The organism is Mycobacterium sp. IS-2888 (assembly GCF_001954215.1).
Lineage (GTDB): Bacteria > Actinomycetota > Actinomycetes > Mycobacteriales > Mycobacteriaceae > Mycobacterium.
In genome coordinates this window covers 38033-54628 of the sequence record NZ_MBET01000066.1, presented here as the reverse complement: position 1 = coordinate 54628, position 16596 = coordinate 38033, and the positions used below count along the sequence as shown (strand labels likewise).

At 65.3% G+C, this 16596-nt stretch carries 19 protein-coding genes; 6 read left to right on the top strand and 13 right to left on the bottom strand.

Translation table 11 applies throughout. The features are described from left to right. Nucleotides 1-48: 48 nt before the first annotated feature. Nucleotides 49-1257 (bottom strand): cytochrome P450, encoded by a 1209-nt coding sequence (locus tag A5745_RS11735; protein WP_076116262.1) that lies wholly within the window; start codon nt 1255-1257, stop codon nt 49-51. Between the two features lie 135 nt (nt 1258-1392). On the opposite strand from A5745_RS11735, the gene A5745_RS11730 reads away from it, so the two are divergent. After that, nucleotides 1393-1791: a VOC family protein gene (locus tag A5745_RS11730; protein ID WP_076116131.1), complete on the top strand. Its 399-nt coding sequence runs from the start codon at nt 1393-1395 to the stop codon at nt 1789-1791. On the opposite strand, the gene A5745_RS11725 is transcribed toward A5745_RS11730, so the two are convergent. From A5745_RS11725 to A5745_RS11705, 5 genes are read right to left on the bottom strand one after another with little or no spacing between them, the layout of a single operon-like run. Then, nucleotides 1785-2252 carry a cupin domain-containing protein gene (locus A5745_RS11725; RefSeq protein WP_076116130.1) on the bottom strand — a complete coding sequence of 156 codons (468 nt, stop codon included), beginning with the start codon at nt 2250-2252 and terminating at the stop codon, nt 1785-1787. The genes A5745_RS11730 and A5745_RS11725 overlap by 7 nt on opposite strands. A 42-nt stretch (nt 2253-2294) precedes the next feature. Next, on the bottom strand, nt 2295-2990 hold the full coding sequence (locus tag A5745_RS11720; protein WP_076116129.1) for a haloacid dehalogenase type II: 696 nt from the start codon (nt 2988-2990) through the stop codon (nt 2295-2297). Further along, nucleotides 2987-3418, bottom strand: coding sequence for a VOC family protein (locus tag A5745_RS11715; RefSeq protein WP_076116128.1), 432 nt, complete (start codon nt 3416-3418; stop codon nt 2987-2989). Before A5745_RS11715 ends, A5745_RS11720 begins: the two co-directional genes overlap by 4 nt. Then, nucleotides 3415-4296 (bottom strand): DUF427 domain-containing protein, encoded by an 882-nt coding sequence (locus tag A5745_RS11710; RefSeq protein ID WP_076116259.1) that lies wholly within the window; start codon nt 4294-4296, stop codon nt 3415-3417. Before A5745_RS11710 ends, A5745_RS11715 begins: the two co-directional genes overlap by 4 nt. Nucleotides 4297-4343: 47 nt before the next feature. Then, complete coding sequence (locus tag A5745_RS11705) at nt 4344-5375, bottom strand: zinc-binding alcohol dehydrogenase family protein (protein ID WP_076116127.1); 1032 nt, start codon at nt 5373-5375, stop codon at nt 4344-4346. Nucleotides 5376-5616: 241 nt separating this feature from the next. Here A5745_RS11705 and A5745_RS11700 point away from each other — a divergent pair, with 241 nt between their 5' ends. Next, nucleotides 5617-6219 (top strand): TMEM175 family protein, encoded by a 603-nt coding sequence (locus A5745_RS11700; protein WP_254848552.1) that lies wholly within the window; start codon nt 5617-5619, stop codon nt 6217-6219. A gap of 28 nt (nt 6220-6247) precedes the next feature. Here A5745_RS11700 and A5745_RS11695 read toward each other — a convergent pair whose 3' ends face one another. The 3 genes from A5745_RS11695 to A5745_RS11685 form a co-directional block, all read right to left on the bottom strand. After that, nucleotides 6248-6919, bottom strand: coding sequence for a TetR/AcrR family transcriptional regulator (locus tag A5745_RS11695; RefSeq protein WP_254848551.1), 672 nt, complete (start codon nt 6917-6919; stop codon nt 6248-6250). A gap of 28 nt (nt 6920-6947) precedes the next feature. Beyond that, a complete protein-coding gene (locus tag A5745_RS11690) occupies nt 6948-7637 on the bottom strand; it encodes a TetR/AcrR family transcriptional regulator (protein ID WP_076116124.1) in 690 nt (229 codons plus the stop codon). 78 nt (nt 7638-7715) lie between these two features. Then, nucleotides 7716-8585, bottom strand: coding sequence for an alpha/beta fold hydrolase (locus A5745_RS11685; protein WP_076116257.1), 870 nt, complete (start codon nt 8583-8585; stop codon nt 7716-7718). 158 nt (nt 8586-8743) lie between these two features. Between A5745_RS11685 and A5745_RS11680 the strand changes: the two genes are divergently transcribed. Then, nucleotides 8744-10450, top strand: a complete 1707-nt coding sequence (locus A5745_RS11680; protein WP_076116123.1) for an MOSC and FAD-binding oxidoreductase domain-containing protein — start codon at nt 8744-8746, stop codon at nt 10448-10450. A gap of 27 nt (nt 10451-10477) precedes the next feature. Continuing rightward, nucleotides 10478-11506, top strand: coding sequence for a polysaccharide deacetylase family protein (locus A5745_RS11675; RefSeq protein ID WP_076116122.1), 1029 nt, complete (start codon nt 10478-10480; stop codon nt 11504-11506). 10 nt (nt 11507-11516) lie between these two features. Here the strand turns inward: A5745_RS11675 and A5745_RS11670 are convergent, their stop codons facing one another. Genes A5745_RS11670 through A5745_RS11660 form a run of 3 tightly spaced genes read right to left on the bottom strand, consistent with a single transcriptional unit; the run spans nt 11517 to nt 14472 of the window. Continuing rightward, nucleotides 11517-12608, bottom strand: a complete 1092-nt coding sequence (locus tag A5745_RS11670; RefSeq protein WP_076116121.1) for a glycosyltransferase family 4 protein — start codon at nt 12606-12608, stop codon at nt 11517-11519. Then, on the bottom strand, nt 12608-13405 hold the full coding sequence (locus A5745_RS11665) for a family 1 encapsulin nanocompartment shell protein (protein WP_076116255.1): 798 nt from the start codon (nt 13403-13405) through the stop codon (nt 12608-12610). Before A5745_RS11665 ends, A5745_RS11670 begins: the two co-directional genes overlap by 1 nt. Continuing rightward, nucleotides 13405-14472, bottom strand: coding sequence for a Dyp-type peroxidase (locus tag A5745_RS11660; protein ID WP_175879809.1), 1068 nt, complete (start codon nt 14470-14472; stop codon nt 13405-13407). Before A5745_RS11660 ends, A5745_RS11665 begins: the two co-directional genes overlap by 1 nt. A gap of 10 nt (nt 14473-14482) precedes the next feature. On the opposite strand from A5745_RS11660, the gene A5745_RS11655 reads away from it, so the two are divergent. Both A5745_RS11655 and A5745_RS11650 read left to right on the top strand, forming a co-directional pair. Continuing rightward, on the top strand, nt 14483-15739 hold the full coding sequence (locus A5745_RS11655; RefSeq protein WP_170874552.1) for a M18 family aminopeptidase: 1257 nt from the start codon (nt 14483-14485) through the stop codon (nt 15737-15739). A gap of 14 nt (nt 15740-15753) precedes the next feature. Continuing rightward, nucleotides 15754-16110 (top strand): VOC family protein, encoded by a 357-nt coding sequence (locus A5745_RS11650; RefSeq protein WP_076116120.1) that lies wholly within the window; start codon nt 15754-15756, stop codon nt 16108-16110. Nucleotides 16111-16125: 15 nt separating this feature from the next. Here the strand turns inward: A5745_RS11650 and A5745_RS11645 are convergent, their stop codons facing one another. Next, nucleotides 16126-16524: a nuclear transport factor 2 family protein gene (locus A5745_RS11645; protein ID WP_076116119.1), complete on the bottom strand. Its 399-nt coding sequence runs from the start codon at nt 16522-16524 to the stop codon at nt 16126-16128. Nucleotides 16525-16596: the final 72 nt, after the last annotated feature.

Sequence of the window (16596 nt, the reverse complement as noted above, 5' to 3'; positions counted from 1 at the left end):
GCGGGACCGAAGAATCAGTTGAGAATTCGCTGAGCACGCCGGCCTCGGTCAGGGCAGCACTCGCACCGGAACGTTGGACCAGCCTGCCACGTTGGTCATGCTCACTCGTTTGCAGCCCTCCCAGATCACCTCGTAGCGGGGCATCAGGTCCAACAGTTTCTCCAGCGCAACAGCGCTCTCCAGACGGGCCAGCGCTGCACCCAGACAACTGTGCACGCCATAGCCGAAACCGAGATTCTGCGCCTCACCGCGGTCACGCTCGATGTCGAATTTGTCGGCGTCGCTGAAGGCCTCTGGATCGCGATTGGCTGAGCCGCCCAGCAGGAATACGGGCTTGCCCGCCGGAATCGTCACCCCGTGCAGGTGAACGTCTTTGAGCGAACAGCGGACGTTGTACTGTGCCGGCGCCTCGAATCGCAACACCTCCTCGACCGCGGCCGGAACCTTCGAGCGATCGTCGAGCAGTTTCTGCCACTGGTCGGGGTTGCGAGCGAACTGCACGATCGCGTTCCCGACCAGCTTGGTGACGGTCTCGGCACCCGCGGCACCCAAAAGGGTTGCGAATCCCGTGATTTCGATATCATCCAGCTTCGTGGTGCCGCCGTCGTCACGTTCCACCTCAGCGGCGATCAGGCCGCTGATCATGTCGTTCTGCGGTTGCTTGCGTCGTTCCTGAATCAGGTTGTAGTAGAACGCCCCGACCGAAGTGACCGCCTCCCAATTGCTTTCGTTCATTTCGATCTGGCCGGGCTCGCGGTGCAACGACGCGTCGACCCAATGCCGGATCTGTTGGCGGTGTTCGGCGGGCACCCCAAGAACCGTGCTGATCACTTCGACGGGAAAAAGCGCTGAGAAGTCGGCGACCACATCGAATTGCCTGCCGTCGACCCGCCCGAGGTGGTACTCGATCAGCTCGGTGACCGTGTCTTTCAGCGCGGTGATCGCGCGTGGCGTAAATACCTTGTTGACCAGGCTGCGCATCCGCCGATGTTCCGGCGGATCCATGAAGATCATCGACTTGTTCTCCGCCGGGACCCCGCCTTTCTTGATCATGGACAGCTCGATCCCGCGCGCCGACGAATACGTTTCGTAGTCCTTGAACGCGGCGGCGACATCCTTGTGGCGGGTCAGCGCGTAGAAGTCGTGCTCCTCGCTGTAGTAGACGGGCGCCTCCTCGCGCATCCGCCGGTAGGTGGGGTACGGGTCGGTGAAGAATTCCTCCGAGAACGGGTCGAAGACCAGCTGCGCAGTCGCCATCGTCTCCTCCTCCACCGCGGCTACCTGGGTTGCTGAGCACTTGCTTAGCATCAAGCGTACCCAGCGGTCAAGGCCGAGGCAGGCCGCGCGCTAGCGTCGAATTCGACGCGGCTTTACCGATCAGGAGGGTTGACCGTGGGACTAGCGGTGCAACGGTTCGACCACATCGTGTTGAATTGCCGCGACATCGAGGCCACCGCATCGTGGTACGAGCGGGTGCTCGGCATGCGGCGAGAGACGGTCGGGCCGTCCAACAGAACGGCCCTGTGTTTCGGAGAGCAGAAGATCAACTTGCGACCGGTCGGCGCGCTGGCCGACGACCCCGACTGGATGACCGGATCCGTCGAAGCGGCCGGTTCCGCGGACTTGTGCTTCGTCACCCGCTCCGCGCCCGACGAGATACCGGCCCACCTCGCGAACTGCCGAGTCGAAGTGATCGCCGGACCGGTGACCAAGGTCGGCGCATTGGGTCCGATGACATCGCACTACTGCCGTGACGTCGACGGGAACCTGATCGAAATCGCCGTCTACTGAGCACCTTCGAGCGGATAGAGCGCGGGCAGGTTGATGACGATGGCCTCCTGGGTGCTGCGCGCAATCACGACTTCCGCCGTTGTGTTCGGATCGGGGTTCTCTTCCCGGTGCGGCAGGTAGGGCGGAATGAAGACGTAGTCGCCGGGCGAGGCGGAGATGCGCACTTCCTGGACACCGTCGTGAAACACGAACTCCGGGTAGCCGCTTCTCACATAGATCGCGGTCTCCGATTCGCCGTGATGGTGGTTGGACGAGACGGCTTCGGGCAAGGCGTGCGTCTCACCCATCCACAGCTTTTCGGCACCGACCGACTTGCCGGATAGCGCCGCGAAGCGCCTGAGTCCTTCCGACTGCGCGGTGTCCGAGCTGATGTCCGAGGCCCTGATGTGGTGCACCCGGTTGCGTGCGGCCGACGTCGTCGTCTCGTCGAAGTCGGGGTGAAATCCGTCCGATGTCGCCATCTCGCTCCATTCTGCCTCTCGAGCATGCCGCGGCAGCCGGGCTTAGCGCGGCCTCGTGGTGAGTCGCTCCGCGAGCTCGCACAGGTCGCGTACCACCAGGTCTGGCTGCGGGAGGCCGTCAACCGGCAGCGGTGGGTTGCCCGGGCGCGCAATGAGGGCGCCGCTGAACCCGACGTTTTGGGCGCCGAGGGTATCCCACACGTGGGCGGCCACCATCATGCAATCCGCGGGCGCCACCCCGAGCGTTTCGCACACGTACCGATACACCGCCGGCGACGGCTTGAAGGCGCGGCGGGCGTCCACACTCAGCTGTCGTTCGAAGAATCCCGCCAGCCCCGAATGCTGCAGCGCCGTCGGTCCGTCCGGGTTGGGTGGTGAATTGGTCAGGGTTACCAGTCGAAAACCATTGTCGCGCAACCTGACAAGGCCCTCGGCCGCATCTGGGTGTGGCGGCATCGACAGCAGACCCGACTTCAGGCGGAGCAGATCGTCGTCGGTGACTCCCACCTCGTAGATGTCACCCAGCATGCGCAGCACGCCCTGGGCCAGGGTGGAGAAGTTCACGTAGTTCTCCGCCAACGTCGTGGCCATCGAGTACATGACGAGCTGTCCAAACCATTCACGCAGCACCCGCTCGTCGCCGAACAAGTCCGTGAAAAGCGGTGCGAGGGAATCGATATCGACCAGCGTCTCGTTCACGTCGAATACGAGGACAGAGGGCGGGTGCTCTAGGTTCATGCCGGCTGGTGGTTGCGTTCTTGGAGCACCCACGCATTGCCATCGGGGTCGTGGAAATCGGCAAAGCTGGCGTAATCGGCGCGTTCGGGATCAAGGCCGGGAAGGAATCCCCCTCGCCAGCCGCCGTCGGTGTTCTTGTGGCGGATGCCGCCGACGGTCACCCCGCGCTCCGCCAGTTCCGAGCGGTAGCTCTCGATGTCGGAGACCACCAGATACAGACCTTGCACCGAGCCCGGAGGCGCGTCAGTCAGGCCTGCACCGAACTGGATAGAGGTGTGGGATCCCTGGGGCGTCAACTGGATGACCCGGAAACCGGGGGCGGGTGCGTAGTCGACGTCGAGATCGAAGCCGAGTTGGTCGCGGTAAAAGCGCAGTGAGCGATCGGGATCTGATACCGGCAGGATGACAACCTCGAGCAGCGCTTTCATTGCCTGATCCCGGTGTGTGCCTTCCCGAGCACCTCGTCAGTGTCCAGGCCTCGGTCAACACCATGGGGAATGACAGTTTGGCCCGGCTCGAGCTGCAGCTGTTTTCCGTCGAGATAGACATCGATCTTGTCGGGCTCGAAGGACACCAGATTGGTTACCCGCCCTACTTCGGGCCAGGCGTTGATGTAGGACCACGCGGCGCGCCTGTGGCTGCCGATGTCGTAATAGGAACATATCCCCTTGTAGGGGCAAAACGTCTGTATATCAATGAGTTTGAGGGCGGCTTCGTCGATATCCTCGCGTGGAACATACCACCGGGGTGCAAAGCCCGATTCATACAGCGCCAGTGGGTGGTTGGTGTCGGCGATCACCTGCTCGCCATCCTGGACGACGAGATGCCGTGAAGTAGAGCGGATGTCTATGCGGTGATAGGCATCGGCGGCGTGCCCGACGATGCGGTCGTTCTCTTCATAGAAGGCGTCCATGGCGCGCCAGGCGAACGCCAGTCGCCCATCGAGAATGGCCGCATGTTGTGGCAAGCCGGTGTGCTGCCAGGCAGCGTGGTTGGCCTCTCGCTGCGCAACCTTCACGGTGAACCACTTTGTGGCCCCGAGGTCTTGGTGTTGAGTGACCCGGTCCTCATTGACAAGGATGTCCGGTTCGACATCGATGGACGGGAAATAGGCCACCGGGTAACGGCCCGGCTCGTGGAGCAGGATGACATCCTCGCTGTCGGCGACCCATCTGTCGGCGAAGCACACCCGCATGCGGCGGCGCAACGGCTCCGCATACAGCAGGCGCGGCGGCATGGGCAGCTCGGTGAGAAAGTGTCCGATCGAACTGGTGGCCAGTGGACCTTGTTGCCATGCCAAACCCATCGTCATGTCCTCCCTCTCGCGAAACTTCCCAAAAGCGGTGGTCGGCGTCAGTTCATGACAACGACCATCTTTCCGCCGGCCTCCCCCGCCTCCATGACTCGGTGCGCTTCATGAATTTGATCGAAAGTGAAGACGCGCGCCGGCTTTGCGTCGAGCCTGCCCTCGGCCACCTGCCGTGCGATGTCTTGTAGCGGCACGTCGGAAAGCGGGAAGCCGGGAGTCCCGAAGACAAAGCTTCCGAAGAAGTTCAGGTTCACCCCGCTGGCCATGCGTAGCAGCGGGTTGAAGTCCCCGATGGGATCCAGTCCGCCCAACCATCCCGCCAGGCACGCCGAGCCGCCGCGGCGCAGCATGTCGAGGGAGTCGAGGATGGTGCTGTTGCCCACCAAGTCGAGGACCGCGTCGATCTGCTTTGATTCGGCGATGTGAGCCGCCAGGTCGGGCCGCTCCAATTCCACGCGCGCGGCGCCCAAATTCTCCAGCATGGAAATGCGCTTGGAGCTGCGCGTGGTCGCGATGACGCGCGCCTCGGCGGCGACCGCCATCTTGAGGGCCGCCTGGCCGAACGATGACGTGGCGCCGCGCAATACGAGGGTCTGTCCCGCCGCGAGGTTGAGGTTGCGGAACAGACACGTCCAAGCGGTCGCATAGGTTTCGGGTAGTGCCGCCAAATCGGACCAGGGTAGGTCGGATTCGATGAGGGCGACGTTGGCGGCGCGCACTCGGGTGTATTCGGCATAGCTGCCATTGATGGTTCGCCCCAGGCCGCCCATTAGCGCCGCCACCTTGGCGCCGACCGGAAATTCCCCGCCCGGGCACGAGTCGACGGTGCCGACGCATTCGATGCCGCTGACTTCCGCGGCTTCCGCCCATTCGCCCCGACGCATGTGCATCTCGGCGTGGTTGATGCCGAACCCTTGCACCTTGATCACGACCTCGCCGTTCTTGGGCAACGGCTTGGGGATGTCGGCGTAGACCAGGCTGTCAAGCCCGCCGAACCCTTTCAGGATGATCGCCCGCATGCCTTCCCCGCCGGGCTGTTCGCGCACTACCGCGGGCGCCGTATGCGGTGTGGCCATCACCCTGTCTCATTTCCAAATCGTTAGTCCGGCTTCGGATATTGGGAAAGCGAGCCGCAGTGCGGCAGTTAATTTAGTATCGTCGGCAAGAACTTAATGGGTCGTCTAACCCAATATTATGGGCGGAATCACCCAGATTTGTCTAGGCCCTTCGTCACCGTTGCCGAAGCGGTACCGCCCTCCCGGGCCGGGCCAACATAATGGATGAGGCAATGGGGCCCGAACGAGGCGGGAGGAAACGGTGGCCGTGCGACAAACCACCCCGGAACGGGTGAGGCAGTTTTCCGACGGCGTATTCGCGGTGCTCATCACCATCCTGGTCCTCGAACTCAAGCCGCCGTCCGCCCACAGCTTCAGTGCCTTGTTGCCGCTGTGGCCCACGGGTCTGAGCTATGTGGTCAGCTATTTGTTCATCGCGATCGTCTGGGTCAATCACCATCACCTCTTCAACTACGCGGAGACCGCGACCCCACGACTGGTGTGGTCGAACTTCGCGCATCTTTTCTCGGTGTCGCTGATCCCGTTTACCACCGAGTGGATCGCCGATAGCAGGCTGGCGGCGGCCCCCGTGGCGCTGTATGCGGGCGTCTTCGTCCTCGTGAATGTCACCTACGTCGCACTCTGTTGGGAGGCCGTCGATCGGCCCGCCCATGAGGACGTTTCGGAGCTCATGCGGCGGATGCTGCGAATGAGATCGGTCATTACGATCGGTGTCTTCACCGCGGCGGCGGTGATCGCGCTGAGATGGCCGGTGGCGGGTATGGCCCTGATTTCCCTATGTCTCGTTGGCTACCTACGACCGGACATTCCCACACCGAAAAGGGCTGCGGGCGAAGGGCGTTGATATCGCACGGCGAGCGTGGCGTGGTCGCTCACGATTTGCGTGCGCGCCGCGCCAAGGTCGATCGCCCGTGACGAGGCGCGGGAGTAGCCGCGAAGGAGCGCACGTAGTCGACGGCCGCGTTGACGGCGACCCGCAGCGGTTCCGCGTCACCGGTGGCATGCGTGAGCATGGCGCCACCCTGGTGCGCGACGACCAGCGACGCAGCCAGGTGTCGCGGGTCTGCGTCGGAGTGCAGATCGCCACGGCGCCGCATCGCCGTCAGGCCCGTCTGGAATAGCTCAAGCCACGCGTCGTACCCGTCGGCGAGATCGTCGCGAATTTCGTCGTCGGCGTCGATCAGTTCGCCGGCTAGCGAGCCGTAGACGCACCCGCCCCGCCGGTAGACGGTGTCGATGTCGCCCACACATGCATCGGCCCACGCTTGCAGCGCCTCGAAAGTGTCGAGCGCGCCGAGCTGAGGTCGGGTGTGAAACGCCATCACATCGTCTCGTCGCGCGGCGATGACCTGGCGGGTCAGATCGCGTTTGTCACGAAAATAGTGCGAGATCTGCGACCCGCCGACCCCGGCCGCGTTGCGCACCTCGTCGATGGTGGTATTGGCAACGCCCCGCTCGAACATGAGCCGGGCGGCGACGCCGACGATACGTGACCGGGTCGCCAGTCCTTTGCGGGTGAATCGCGGTGTGCTGTCTTGGTTCACGGCGCGCCTTGGCATCGGTCGCATGCGCCTAGGTCGCGCGGCGCCGACGACGGGGACGTCGTGCCGGACGCGGCACTCGTTGAGCCGGATCGGTGGCGAACATCCGAAGATAGTTGACGGCGAACCGCGTGGCATCGGCGTGTGGCCACTCCGCCCGATAGGTAAACGCCAACGTGCCGCCACCCTGATGAGCGCTGACGATGACCAACGCCAACTGCCGCGGATCGGCGTTCGCGTCGACAACGCCATGATCTTTCATCCGCTGAATGGCTGCTTCGAGCTGTTCGACCCACTGCCAGTAGCCTGCCGCCAATGTGGCTCGAATAGTGTCGTCGGACTTCACCAGCTGCGCGGCCAGGGCATGGTATGTCGGTGTGCCACCGGAGGTTCCGATGCGGCGTAGGTAACGCATGTTGAGATCGATCCACCGTTCGAAGTCGTCGAACGAGTCCAGGTCCCCGAGCTTGTGCTGCCGATGAAAGGCGAGCACCACGCCGATCTGCCGCCTGACGACCGCGCGAATCAGCGCGCTCTTGTCGGCGAAGTAGTGCGCGAGCTGAGAACCACTGACCGACGCCGCCCTGCGCACGTTCTCCATGTTCGAGGCCGACAGCCCCTGGGTGACGATCAGCTCGGCGGCGGCCTGCACGATCCTGTCGCGGGTGGCACGCCCCTTGGCGGTCAACCGTTGTTCGTCTTGAACATCGGGATGGACCATCGCGTCAGGCTAACTTGCGAGCGCCTCAAATTATGGGATATCCAGCCCATTGCTGGAATGCGCCGTCAGCGCGCCTCGTCAGGTGGACAGGTGCTTGGCGAGGAAGTTGCGGATCAGCTCGGCGACGTCGTCCAGCGCGGACTCCAGCAGGAAATGGCCGCCGTCGAGCAGATGAATTTCGGCGTCGGGGAGGTCATCGGCGAACGCCTCGGCGCCGGCCGGGCCGAAGATTTCGTCACCGCGACCCCACACGGCCAGCAGCGGCACGCGGCTGTCCCGGAAGTATTCGTGCACGCGAGGGTATAGCGCCGCGTTGGTCGCGTAGTCCCGCAGCAGTTTTAGCTGCACCAGGTCGTTGCCGGGCCGGGATATCAGCGCGTAGTCGTGATACCACGACTCCGGGTCGACCAGCGTCTCGTCGGGTACGCCGGTGACGTACTGCCATCGGGTGGCTTCCAAGGTGAGGAATTGCCGTACCGGGGCCTCGGTCTCGGCCGTCGGTTCATGTTGGTAGGCCTGCACGACCTTCCAGAAGCTCTCGACGAACCCGGCGTCGTACGCGTTGCCATTCTGGCTGATGATCGCGGTGATGGCAGACGGCTCACGAAGCGCCAGTCGCCAGCCGATGGGGGCGCCATAGTCCTGCACGTACATTGCGTACCGATCGATGCCCAAGCTCTGCAGCAGGCCCGCGGTCAGGTCGGTGAGCGCATCGAAGGTGTAATCGAACTCCTCGACACTGGGCGCGTCCGAGAGCCCGAAGCCCAGGTGGTCCGGGGCGATCACGCGATAGCGGTCGGCGAGCGCCGGAATCAGGTGCCGATACATGTAGGAACTGGTCGGAAATCCGTGCAACAGGACCAACACAGCCGCGCCCGCCTCGCCAGCTTCACGGAAGAACAGCCGACGGCCTTCCACGGTGGTGAACCGATGATGAACGCCCGGCATGGGTGCCTCCTGCGGCGCAGTTTCTGGGATGTGCATCCCAGTATGCATCAAAATCAGCGGCTCGCAATAGTCCCCGCAGACGTTGACCGCTCGGCGGGCGGGGAATACTGTGGGTCAGCTATCCCAATAGCTTCGCCGCGTGAGCAAGAGGAGACACGGTGGGCAAGCTTGTTTCGGTCAACGTGGGCATGCCCAAAAACGTGCAATGGCGGGATAAGACCGTGTACACCGGGATATGGAAAACCCCGGTCGAAGGACCCGTCATGGTGCGTCGCCTCAACATCGACGGCGACGGCCAGGGTGACTTGGCCGGCCACGGCGGCGAGCAACGCGCCGTCATGGTGTACCAGACGGAGTCCTACGACTTCTGGAAGACCTACCTGAATCGCGAAGACCTGGCGCCCGGTCACTTCGGAGAGAATTTCACCATTGCTGGGCTATCCGACCACGAAGTCTGCATCGGTGACCGCTACCGAATAGGTGAGGGGGAGTTCGAGGTCACCCAGCCGCGCGTCACATGCTTCCGGGTCGGACTGCGCCTCGACGAACCGGAAATGCCCAATCTGCTTGTGTCCCAGCACCGCCCGGGATTCTACTTCCGGGTCATCACCGAGGGCCATGTCCGTGCCGGTGACGACATCGTGCGGGTCCGGCGTGGCCGCCACGAACTCAGCGTTGCCGACGTCGACGCGCTGTTGTATCTGCCGAACCGCAATATCGGACAGCTGCGCAAGGTGGTTGACGTTCCGGCGCTCAGCCCCGGCTGGCAGCAGTCATTCCGGGACATGCTTCGTGACGGCTCAGCGAGCGAGACCGCACCGCCGGTCGGAATCGAGCCGGGATGGAATGGTTTTCGCCCGCTGCGAGTCAGCGCGATAACCCGGGAAAGCCCGCAGGTGATGTCGATCCGCCTGCAAGCCGACGATGGCAGTTCGCTGCCCCGACCGCTTCCCGGCCAGTACCTGACCGTGCGAATCCCCGGCGCCGCCAAGCCGACGCCAACGCGTAGCTACTCCCTGTCGGGTGACCCCAGCGCGGGGGACTACCGCATCAGCGTCAAGCGCGAAGATCACGGCCTGGTGAGCCGCTGGCTGCACGCCCATGCTGAACCCGGATCCATCGTCGAGGCCGCCGCCCCGCGCGGCGACTTCTATCTGACCGAGGAACGCACTCCGGTGGTCCTGGTCTCGGCGGGAATCGGCATTACACCGGTATTGGCGATGTTGCATACGCTGTCGGCTGCCCACAGTAACCGCGACATCTGGTGGCTGCACACCACCCGCAGCCACGAAACCCAGGCCTTTGCAACGGAAGTCACGACCCTCGTCAAGTCGTTGCCGCACGCCCGCCAGCTGGTGTTCTACACGCAGACGCAGGGACGTCCGGATGCGGCGACCATCGCATCGCTAGGGTTGCCGACCGATGCTGCGGTGTATCTCTGCGGCCCAATACAATTCATGTCGGACACGCGCGACGCCCTCACCGCAGCCGGGCTCGACCCTGCGCGCATTCACAGCGAATTGTTCGGTGCGCTACCGCCGATCAACCCCGGCGTCGTCGCGGGGGCTGCACGCACGCCGCCGCACCCGCCCGCGGGACCGCCAGGCACCGGACCGTCGATCACCTTCTCCCGCAGCGGGCTCACCGTCAACTGGTCCGCCGATTACGCCAATATCCTCGACTTGGCCGAGGCCTGCGATGTGCCAAGCCGATTCTCATGCCGAAGCGGCGTCTGTCATGTGTGTGAGACCGGAGTTGTCGCCGGGACAACAACGTACGTCCAGGCGCCGTTGGAGCCGCCGGGGCGGGGAACGGTCCTTATTTGCTCGGCGGCTCCAGAAAGCGACCTCGTCCTCGACCTTTAGCCACGAAAGCCTAAAGTTCGACAGTTAATGGCAAGACTCAAGAACATCGCGGCCGGACTGCTGTGCGCCGCGGGGGTCCCGGCGCTAACCCGGCGGCGACACCGCGACGTGCTTGGCATCGTGATGTTCCACGGCGTGCAAGACGAACCGCTCTCGCCGGCCTGCTGGCATGTGCTCGGTGCGGCGCAGTACCGCCGTCGACTGGAATACCTCCGCGAGCACTTCAACGTCCTCGCGCTCGAGGAGGCCCTCGATCGCCTGTGGGCGGGGACGCTGCCGCCGCGCGCGATGGCGATCACGTTCGACGACGGCACCCGCAACCTTGCCACCCACGCGGTCCCCGTCCTGCGCGAGTTGAAGTTGCCCGCGGCGGTGTTTCTGGCGACCGGCCCGATGGACAGTGACGAAACCCTGTGGCCCGACCGGCTTTGGCTGGCGATCGCCCGCACCACCGCGGGCGAGGTCGATCTGGCCGCGCTGGGTCTGGGCGCTCGTTCGCTCGCCGACACGACCAACCGCGGCAAGGTCTACGCGGCCGCGGTCGAACGGTTGAAAGACCTACCCGACGCGCAGCGGATCGCGCGGTTGGAGGAAATACTCGACGCGCTGGGCTATCGCGACGGCGATGGGGGCCCCTTCCGGATGCTTTCCTGGCACGAAGCGCGGGAGATGGTCGACGACGGCCTGGTGGCGCTGTATCCGCACTCGGTGACCCACCCGATTCTCGCCCGCTGCGGTGATGACAAGCTCGAGCGTGAGATCACGGAGTCCTGCGCGGCGCTGGAGCGTGAGACCGGTTGGGCACCAGCAATTTTCGCTTACCCCAACGGTCGGCCACGGGATTTCGACGACCGCGCCAAAGACGTGCTGCGCCGCCGCGGCGTGCGCTTTGCGTTGTCGACCACACCGGGATTCGCCGATCGTCGCTCCGACCCGCTGGCCTTGCCGCGGTTGGCGGTGGGCAGTGATGCGTCGTTCGACTATTTCCGGCTCTTGGTTTCCGGCGGGCTGCCGCGCCGGCGGGGCGGCAGCCGCGGGATGGCCGCCGCCGGCTGAGCGGCCGGCGTCACCGTGTCGCGGCGTCGAGCCACAAGTCGTGCAGCGCCTCCCGCCAGCGGACGATGTCGAACTCGCCGGCACGCGCGTGGGCGGCCGCGGCGAGGCGGTCGCGCAACGCGGCATCGACGATCAGGGATTGCAGCGCCTCGGCCAACTGGCGCGGATCGCCGGGGCTGACCAGCACACCGTTTTGCCCGTCGACAATCACCTCCGGAATCGCGCCCACCGCCGTGGTCACCGGGACCACGCCGTTGGCCATCGCCTCCAGCACCGCCATCGGAAGGCCCTCGCTGTAGCTGGGCAACACGAAGATCGCCGATTCGGCCAGCAGCCGGTCCCTCTCGACCGAGTCCACCCAGCCGACGACGTCCACGGTGTCGTCGAGTGCGCTGGTGCGGACGAACTCGCGCACCTGGTCTACCTCCCCGTCGCCGGCCAGCGTGACCCGCAAGTTGGCCCGAATATCGTTGGGCAGCATGCCGATCGCACGAACAAGGTCGTAGCTTCCCTTGTTGGGGCCCAACCTACCGAGCGACACCACTCGTACCGGCCCTCGGGGACGCGGCGCCGGTGCGATCGCGGGCATCACCACGGGGTTGTAGAGCACTCGGGTGTTGGACTCGTCGAATCCGAGGCGCACGCACGACTCCCTGAGATGGGATTGACCGAGCACCACCGAATAGTCGGCGTGCAGCGCCGCGCGAACGGCGCGGCGCAGGAGCGGCGGCAGCTCGTCGAGCCAGGTGAAAAAGTGCGAGCTATGGCAGTGGACAATGGTCGGGACGCCGCGGAGCCGAGCGATGAACAACGGCACGGCCTTGCGAACGACGCTGCCGCGCAAGGAAAAATGGGCGTGCAGCACGTCGGCGAAGCCGAACAGTAGCAGCCCGGATGCCTTGAGGATGCCGGTCACTCCCGTCCACAGCCGCGCCCCCAGTGCGGCGTCGATATAGGTGGGCACGAGGGTGATCAGAAACCGTTGGTCCGTGTCTTCGCTCAGCAATCGCATCACCGTCGCCATCCCGCCGCGGCTGTTGGGCCCAGCCGGCGCGTTCCCGATCGTCAGCACCCGGATCGGATAGCGTTGCTGGCGTGCCATTACGCGCCGAGCGCGACCGATGCCTCGGCGGTGTAGCACAGGAACGTCAGGGTCTCCTGCAGGTAGAGCTGCACGGTGTCGGCGTCGTGATTGCTGTAGCCGATGGCGACGTCGGTCCCCAGTTGCAGGTCGAAATCTCCACCGCGAGTGGTCAAGACGAAGGCGCCGTCGATGGCCGGCGCCCAGATGATGTCGCCGTCCACCAACCGGTTCAGGTGTTCGCGGATCGGATATCCGTGTTCGGTGGTCTCGCTGACCTTCGTGTAGACGCCGGCGGATAGCAGCACCGAGTAGGGGCCGTCGACACCGGCAAGCCGCAGCTCGGTCAACGCCTGCGAGATGGCATCCGGCATGTCTCGAGGGTCCTCGGGCAATGTCAGCGGCTTGTTGGAGCTGGCGCTGCGGATGCCCTCGATCGACGCGGCGGCGTAGCCCTCGAAGATGGTGCGGTCCTCGACGAACGCCAGCTTCTTGGCGGCATCCTTGACCGGGTCCCAGTCGGAGTCGTTGGCGCCGCGCTCCACATCGTCGATCTCGGAGCGAGACAATGTGAACGGAACCCGCAGCCGGACAAGGGGTTTGCTGGCCCGAAGGTGGGCGACAACACCGTCGGTGGGTGCCTTGACGTCGATCAGCCGACCGGTGCTGACCGCGGCGGTGACGGGCCCACCGGGCTCGCTGACATCGACCACCCGGCGCCCGGCGATATGCCGTTTGAACGTGCGCGTCGCCTCCAATTCGATTTCGGCCCAAGCGACGTCGGTGACCGGTGCCAGATCGCGGTAGAGGTTGTTGATCATCCGATGGGTCCTTTCATGCTGCCGATCGAAAGTGAGCCATTAGAGGCTGGGTCAGGCAAAGATGCGGCGGGTCGTTCCGTCGCCAGCGGGGCGGGCAGCGGGGGCGGGTCGTCGAGGAAATCCACGGTGGGAGAGAAGAACAGGCCGCCGGTCACCGCGGTTGAGAAATCCAGGATGCGGTCGGTGTTGCCCGGCGGATCCCCGAGGAACATGTTGCGCAGCATCTGTTCGGTGACCTCGGGTGTTCGCGAATAGCCGATGAAGTACGTGCCGTACTCGTCCTTGCCGAGTTCACCGAACGGCATGTTGTGCCGCACGATCTTCAGTTCGGTGCCGTCGTCGGTAATCACGTTCAGCGCGATATGCGAGTTCCGCGGCTTGACGTCATCGTCGAGCTCGATGTCTTCCAGCTTGGTTCGCCCGATCACGTGCTCCTGCTCGGTGACCGACAGCGAGTCCCACGACGCCATGTCGTGCACGTACTTCTGCACGTGGACGTAGCACGAGCCGGCGAAGTCGGGGTCCTCGCCGCCGATCGCGGTGGCGCTGACGGCAATTGGGCCATCCGGATTTTCGGTGCCGTCGACGAAGCCGAGCAGGTCGCGGTTGTCGAAGAACCGGAAGCCGTGCACCTCGTCGACGACGGTGACCGCACCCGCCATCGACTTGAGGATGCGCCCGGCCAGCTCGAAACACACGTCCATCGTCTCGGCCCGAATGTGAAACAGCAGATCGCCGGGCGTGGCCGGGGCGGTGTGCCGCGGGCCGGTCAGCTCGACGAAGGTATGCAGCTCGGCGGGTCGCGGCCCGGAAAACAAGCGGTCCCAGGCGTCGGAGCCGATCGAGGCGATGACCGACAAGCGTTTGGTCGGATCGCGGAAGCCGATGGCGCGCACCAGCCCGGACAGATCCGGCAGCGCGTCGTGCACGGTCGCTTCGCCGCCGTCGTCGATGGTGACCACGAGAAAGATTGCCGCGGGCGTCAACGGCGCGAGGATGGGCTGCGGCTGTACCGGAGGCACATGGGCGACCCTATCGGGAACTGCGCCGTCGCCGACAGCCATGATGTTCAATATGTCGGCAAGCGCCGCAGGCCTCTGCGAATTCATCGACGCCTCTCCGTCGCCGTTTCATGTTTGCGCCACGGTGGCCGGACGGCTGGTCGACGCCGGATACACCGAACTGAGCGAAGCCGACAGCTGGCCCGCGCAGCCCGGTCGCTACTTCATCGTCCGCGCCGGCTCGCTGGCCGCCTGGAACTCGGCCGGCGCCGACGGGCCGTTTCGGATCGTTGGCGCCCACACCGACAGCCCGAACCTACGGGTCAAGCAGCATCCGGATCGCGTGGTCGCCGGCTGGCGGGTGGTGGCGCTGGAGCCGTACGGGGGCGCGTGGCTCAATTCCTGGCTGGACCGAGACCTGGGCATCAGCGGGCGGTTGTCGGTCCGCGACGGCGACCGGGCCGTGCAGCGGCTGGTGCGGATCGACGATCCGATCCTGCGGGTGCCGCAGCTGGCCATCCACCTGGCCGAGGACCGCAAGTCGCTCACGCTGGACCCGCAACGACACGTCAACGCGGTATGGGGAGTCGGCGACGGCGCCGCGTCCTTCGTCGACTACGTCGCCGACCGCTCGGGGGTGGCCGCGGTCGACGTGCTGTCGGCCGACCTGATGACGCACGATCTGACCCCGTCCGCGGTCATCGGCGCCGATGGCGACCTGGTGAGCGCGCCGCGGCTGGACAACCAGGCCAGTTGCTATGCGGGAGTGGAGGCCCTGCTGGCCGCGGAGCCGCGCGGTTTCCTCCCGGTGCTGGTGCTCTTCGACCACGAGGAGGTCGGTTCGTCCTCCGACCGCGGCGCACAATCCAACCTGCTGAGCACCGTCCTGGAACGGATCGTGCTCGCCGCCGGTGGCGGGCGGGAAGATTACTTGCGGCGCCTGCCGGCGTCGCTGCTGGCCTCGGCGGACATGGCACACGCCACCCACCCCAACTACCCGGAGCGGCACGAGCCGGGGCATCCGATCGACGTCAACGGTGGCCCGGTGCTCAAAGTGCATCCCAATCTGCGCTACGCCACCGACGGACGCACGGCCGCGGTGTTCGCACTGGCTTGCCGGCAGGCCGGTGTGGGGCTGCAGCGCTACGAGCACCGCGCCGACCTGCCGTGCGGGTCGACCATCGGGCCGCTGGCGTCGGCGCGGACCGGCATCCCCACCGTCGACGTCGGCGCTGCCCAGCTCGCGATGCACTCGGCGCGCGAGTTGATGGGGGCGCAGGACGTGGCCGCGTATTCGGCCGCACTGCAAGCGTTTTTGTCGCCGCGCTGACCTACGATCCGGGCATGACCTTCAACGTAGAAATGGTCACCTTCGACTGCGGCGACCCCGCGAGCCTGGCCGGCTGGTGGGCCGAGCAGTTCGGTGGCAAGACACACGTCATCCTCGCCGACGAGTTCACCGCCGTGACCTTCCCCGAAGGGCTGCGGCTCGGGTTCCAGAAAGTGCCCGATCCCACCCCGGGAAAGAACCGGGTGCACCTCGATTTGAGTGCGGCCGACATCGACGCCGAAGTGTCGCGGCTGACGGCCGCCGGGGCCAAGGAGGTCGGCCGGCACAACTTCGGCGAGAACTTCCGCTGGGTGGTGCTGGCCGACCCCGAGGGCAACGTGTTCTGCATCGTCGGCAATCCCGCCCTCTAGGCGGGCCGCCGCGCGTCAGCGCTGATCGAGGAAGAGCGGGTCGTAGCGGATGACGTTCTCCACGACCAACCCGTCGCGGCTGCGGACCCGGTCGAGGCCGCGAATCCGGAACGGTCCGGCGGGGCCGGTGCCCTCACCGACGTAGTGCAAGTACACCAGTTCCTCGCCCTCGGCGGGACCGGGAACGGTTGCGCTGTCGACTAATTCGAGGCGCAGATCCGGTGCGGCGTCCAGTATTTCGGCGATCTTCGCCGTGTACGCTTCGACTCCCCGCACCGGCTCCGGGTCACCCGGCCAGTAGCCGACGATGTCGTCGGCCAGAATGTCGAAGCCCCGCGACATGGTGGGCGCGGCCCAGTACGCGGCCCACAGCTCCGCACTGAACTTCGGGGCAGCGGTCTTGACGTCGGTCATGGTTCCTCCCTGTGTCTGGCGCTTCGATCGAGCGCGTTACGGCAAGCGTGTCCGTCGCCGTGCGGCGGCACA

Excerpts from the sequence above, each read along its gene's own strand:
- A5745_RS11705 (WP_076116127.1), bottom strand. The coding sequence starts at position 5,375 with ATGGCCACACCGCATACGGCGCCCGCGGTAGTGCGCGAACAGCCCGGC.
- A5745_RS11715 (WP_076116128.1), bottom strand. The coding sequence starts at position 3,418 with ATGAAAGCGCTGCTCGAGGTTGTCATCCTGCCGGTATCAGATCCCGAT.
- A5745_RS11720 (WP_076116129.1), bottom strand. The coding sequence starts at position 2,990 with ATGAACCTAGAGCACCCGCCCTCTGTCCTCGTATTCGACGTGAACGAG.
- A5745_RS11645 (WP_076116119.1), bottom strand. The coding sequence starts at position 16,524 with ATGACCGACGTCAAGACCGCTGCCCCGAAGTTCAGTGCGGAGCTGTGG.
- A5745_RS11660 (WP_175879809.1), bottom strand. The coding sequence starts at position 14,472 with ATGGCTGTCGGCGACGGCGCAGTTCCCGATAGGGTCGCCCATGTGCCT.
- A5745_RS11710 (WP_076116259.1), bottom strand. The coding sequence starts at position 4,296 with ATGGGTTTGGCATGGCAACAAGGTCCACTGGCCACCAGTTCGATCGGA.
- A5745_RS11670 (WP_076116121.1), bottom strand. The coding sequence starts at position 12,608 with ATGGCACGCCAGCAACGCTATCCGATCCGGGTGCTGACGATCGGGAAC.
- A5745_RS11675 (WP_076116122.1), top strand. The coding sequence starts at position 10,478 with ATGGCAAGACTCAAGAACATCGCGGCCGGACTGCTGTGCGCCGCGGGG.
- A5745_RS11690 (WP_076116124.1), bottom strand. The coding sequence starts at position 7,637 with ATGGTCCATCCCGATGTTCAAGACGAACAACGGTTGACCGCCAAGGGG.
- A5745_RS11655 (WP_170874552.1), top strand. The coding sequence starts at position 14,483 with ATGTCGGCAAGCGCCGCAGGCCTCTGCGAATTCATCGACGCCTCTCCG.
- A5745_RS11725 (WP_076116130.1), bottom strand. The coding sequence starts at position 2,252 with ATGGCGACATCGGACGGATTTCACCCCGACTTCGACGAGACGACGACG.
- A5745_RS11650 (WP_076116120.1), top strand. The coding sequence starts at position 15,754 with ATGACCTTCAACGTAGAAATGGTCACCTTCGACTGCGGCGACCCCGCG.
- A5745_RS11735 (WP_076116262.1), bottom strand. The coding sequence starts at position 1,257 with ATGGCGACTGCGCAGCTGGTCTTCGACCCGTTCTCGGAGGAATTCTTC.
- A5745_RS11685 (WP_076116257.1), bottom strand. The coding sequence starts at position 8,585 with ATGCCGGGCGTTCATCATCGGTTCACCACCGTGGAAGGCCGTCGGCTG.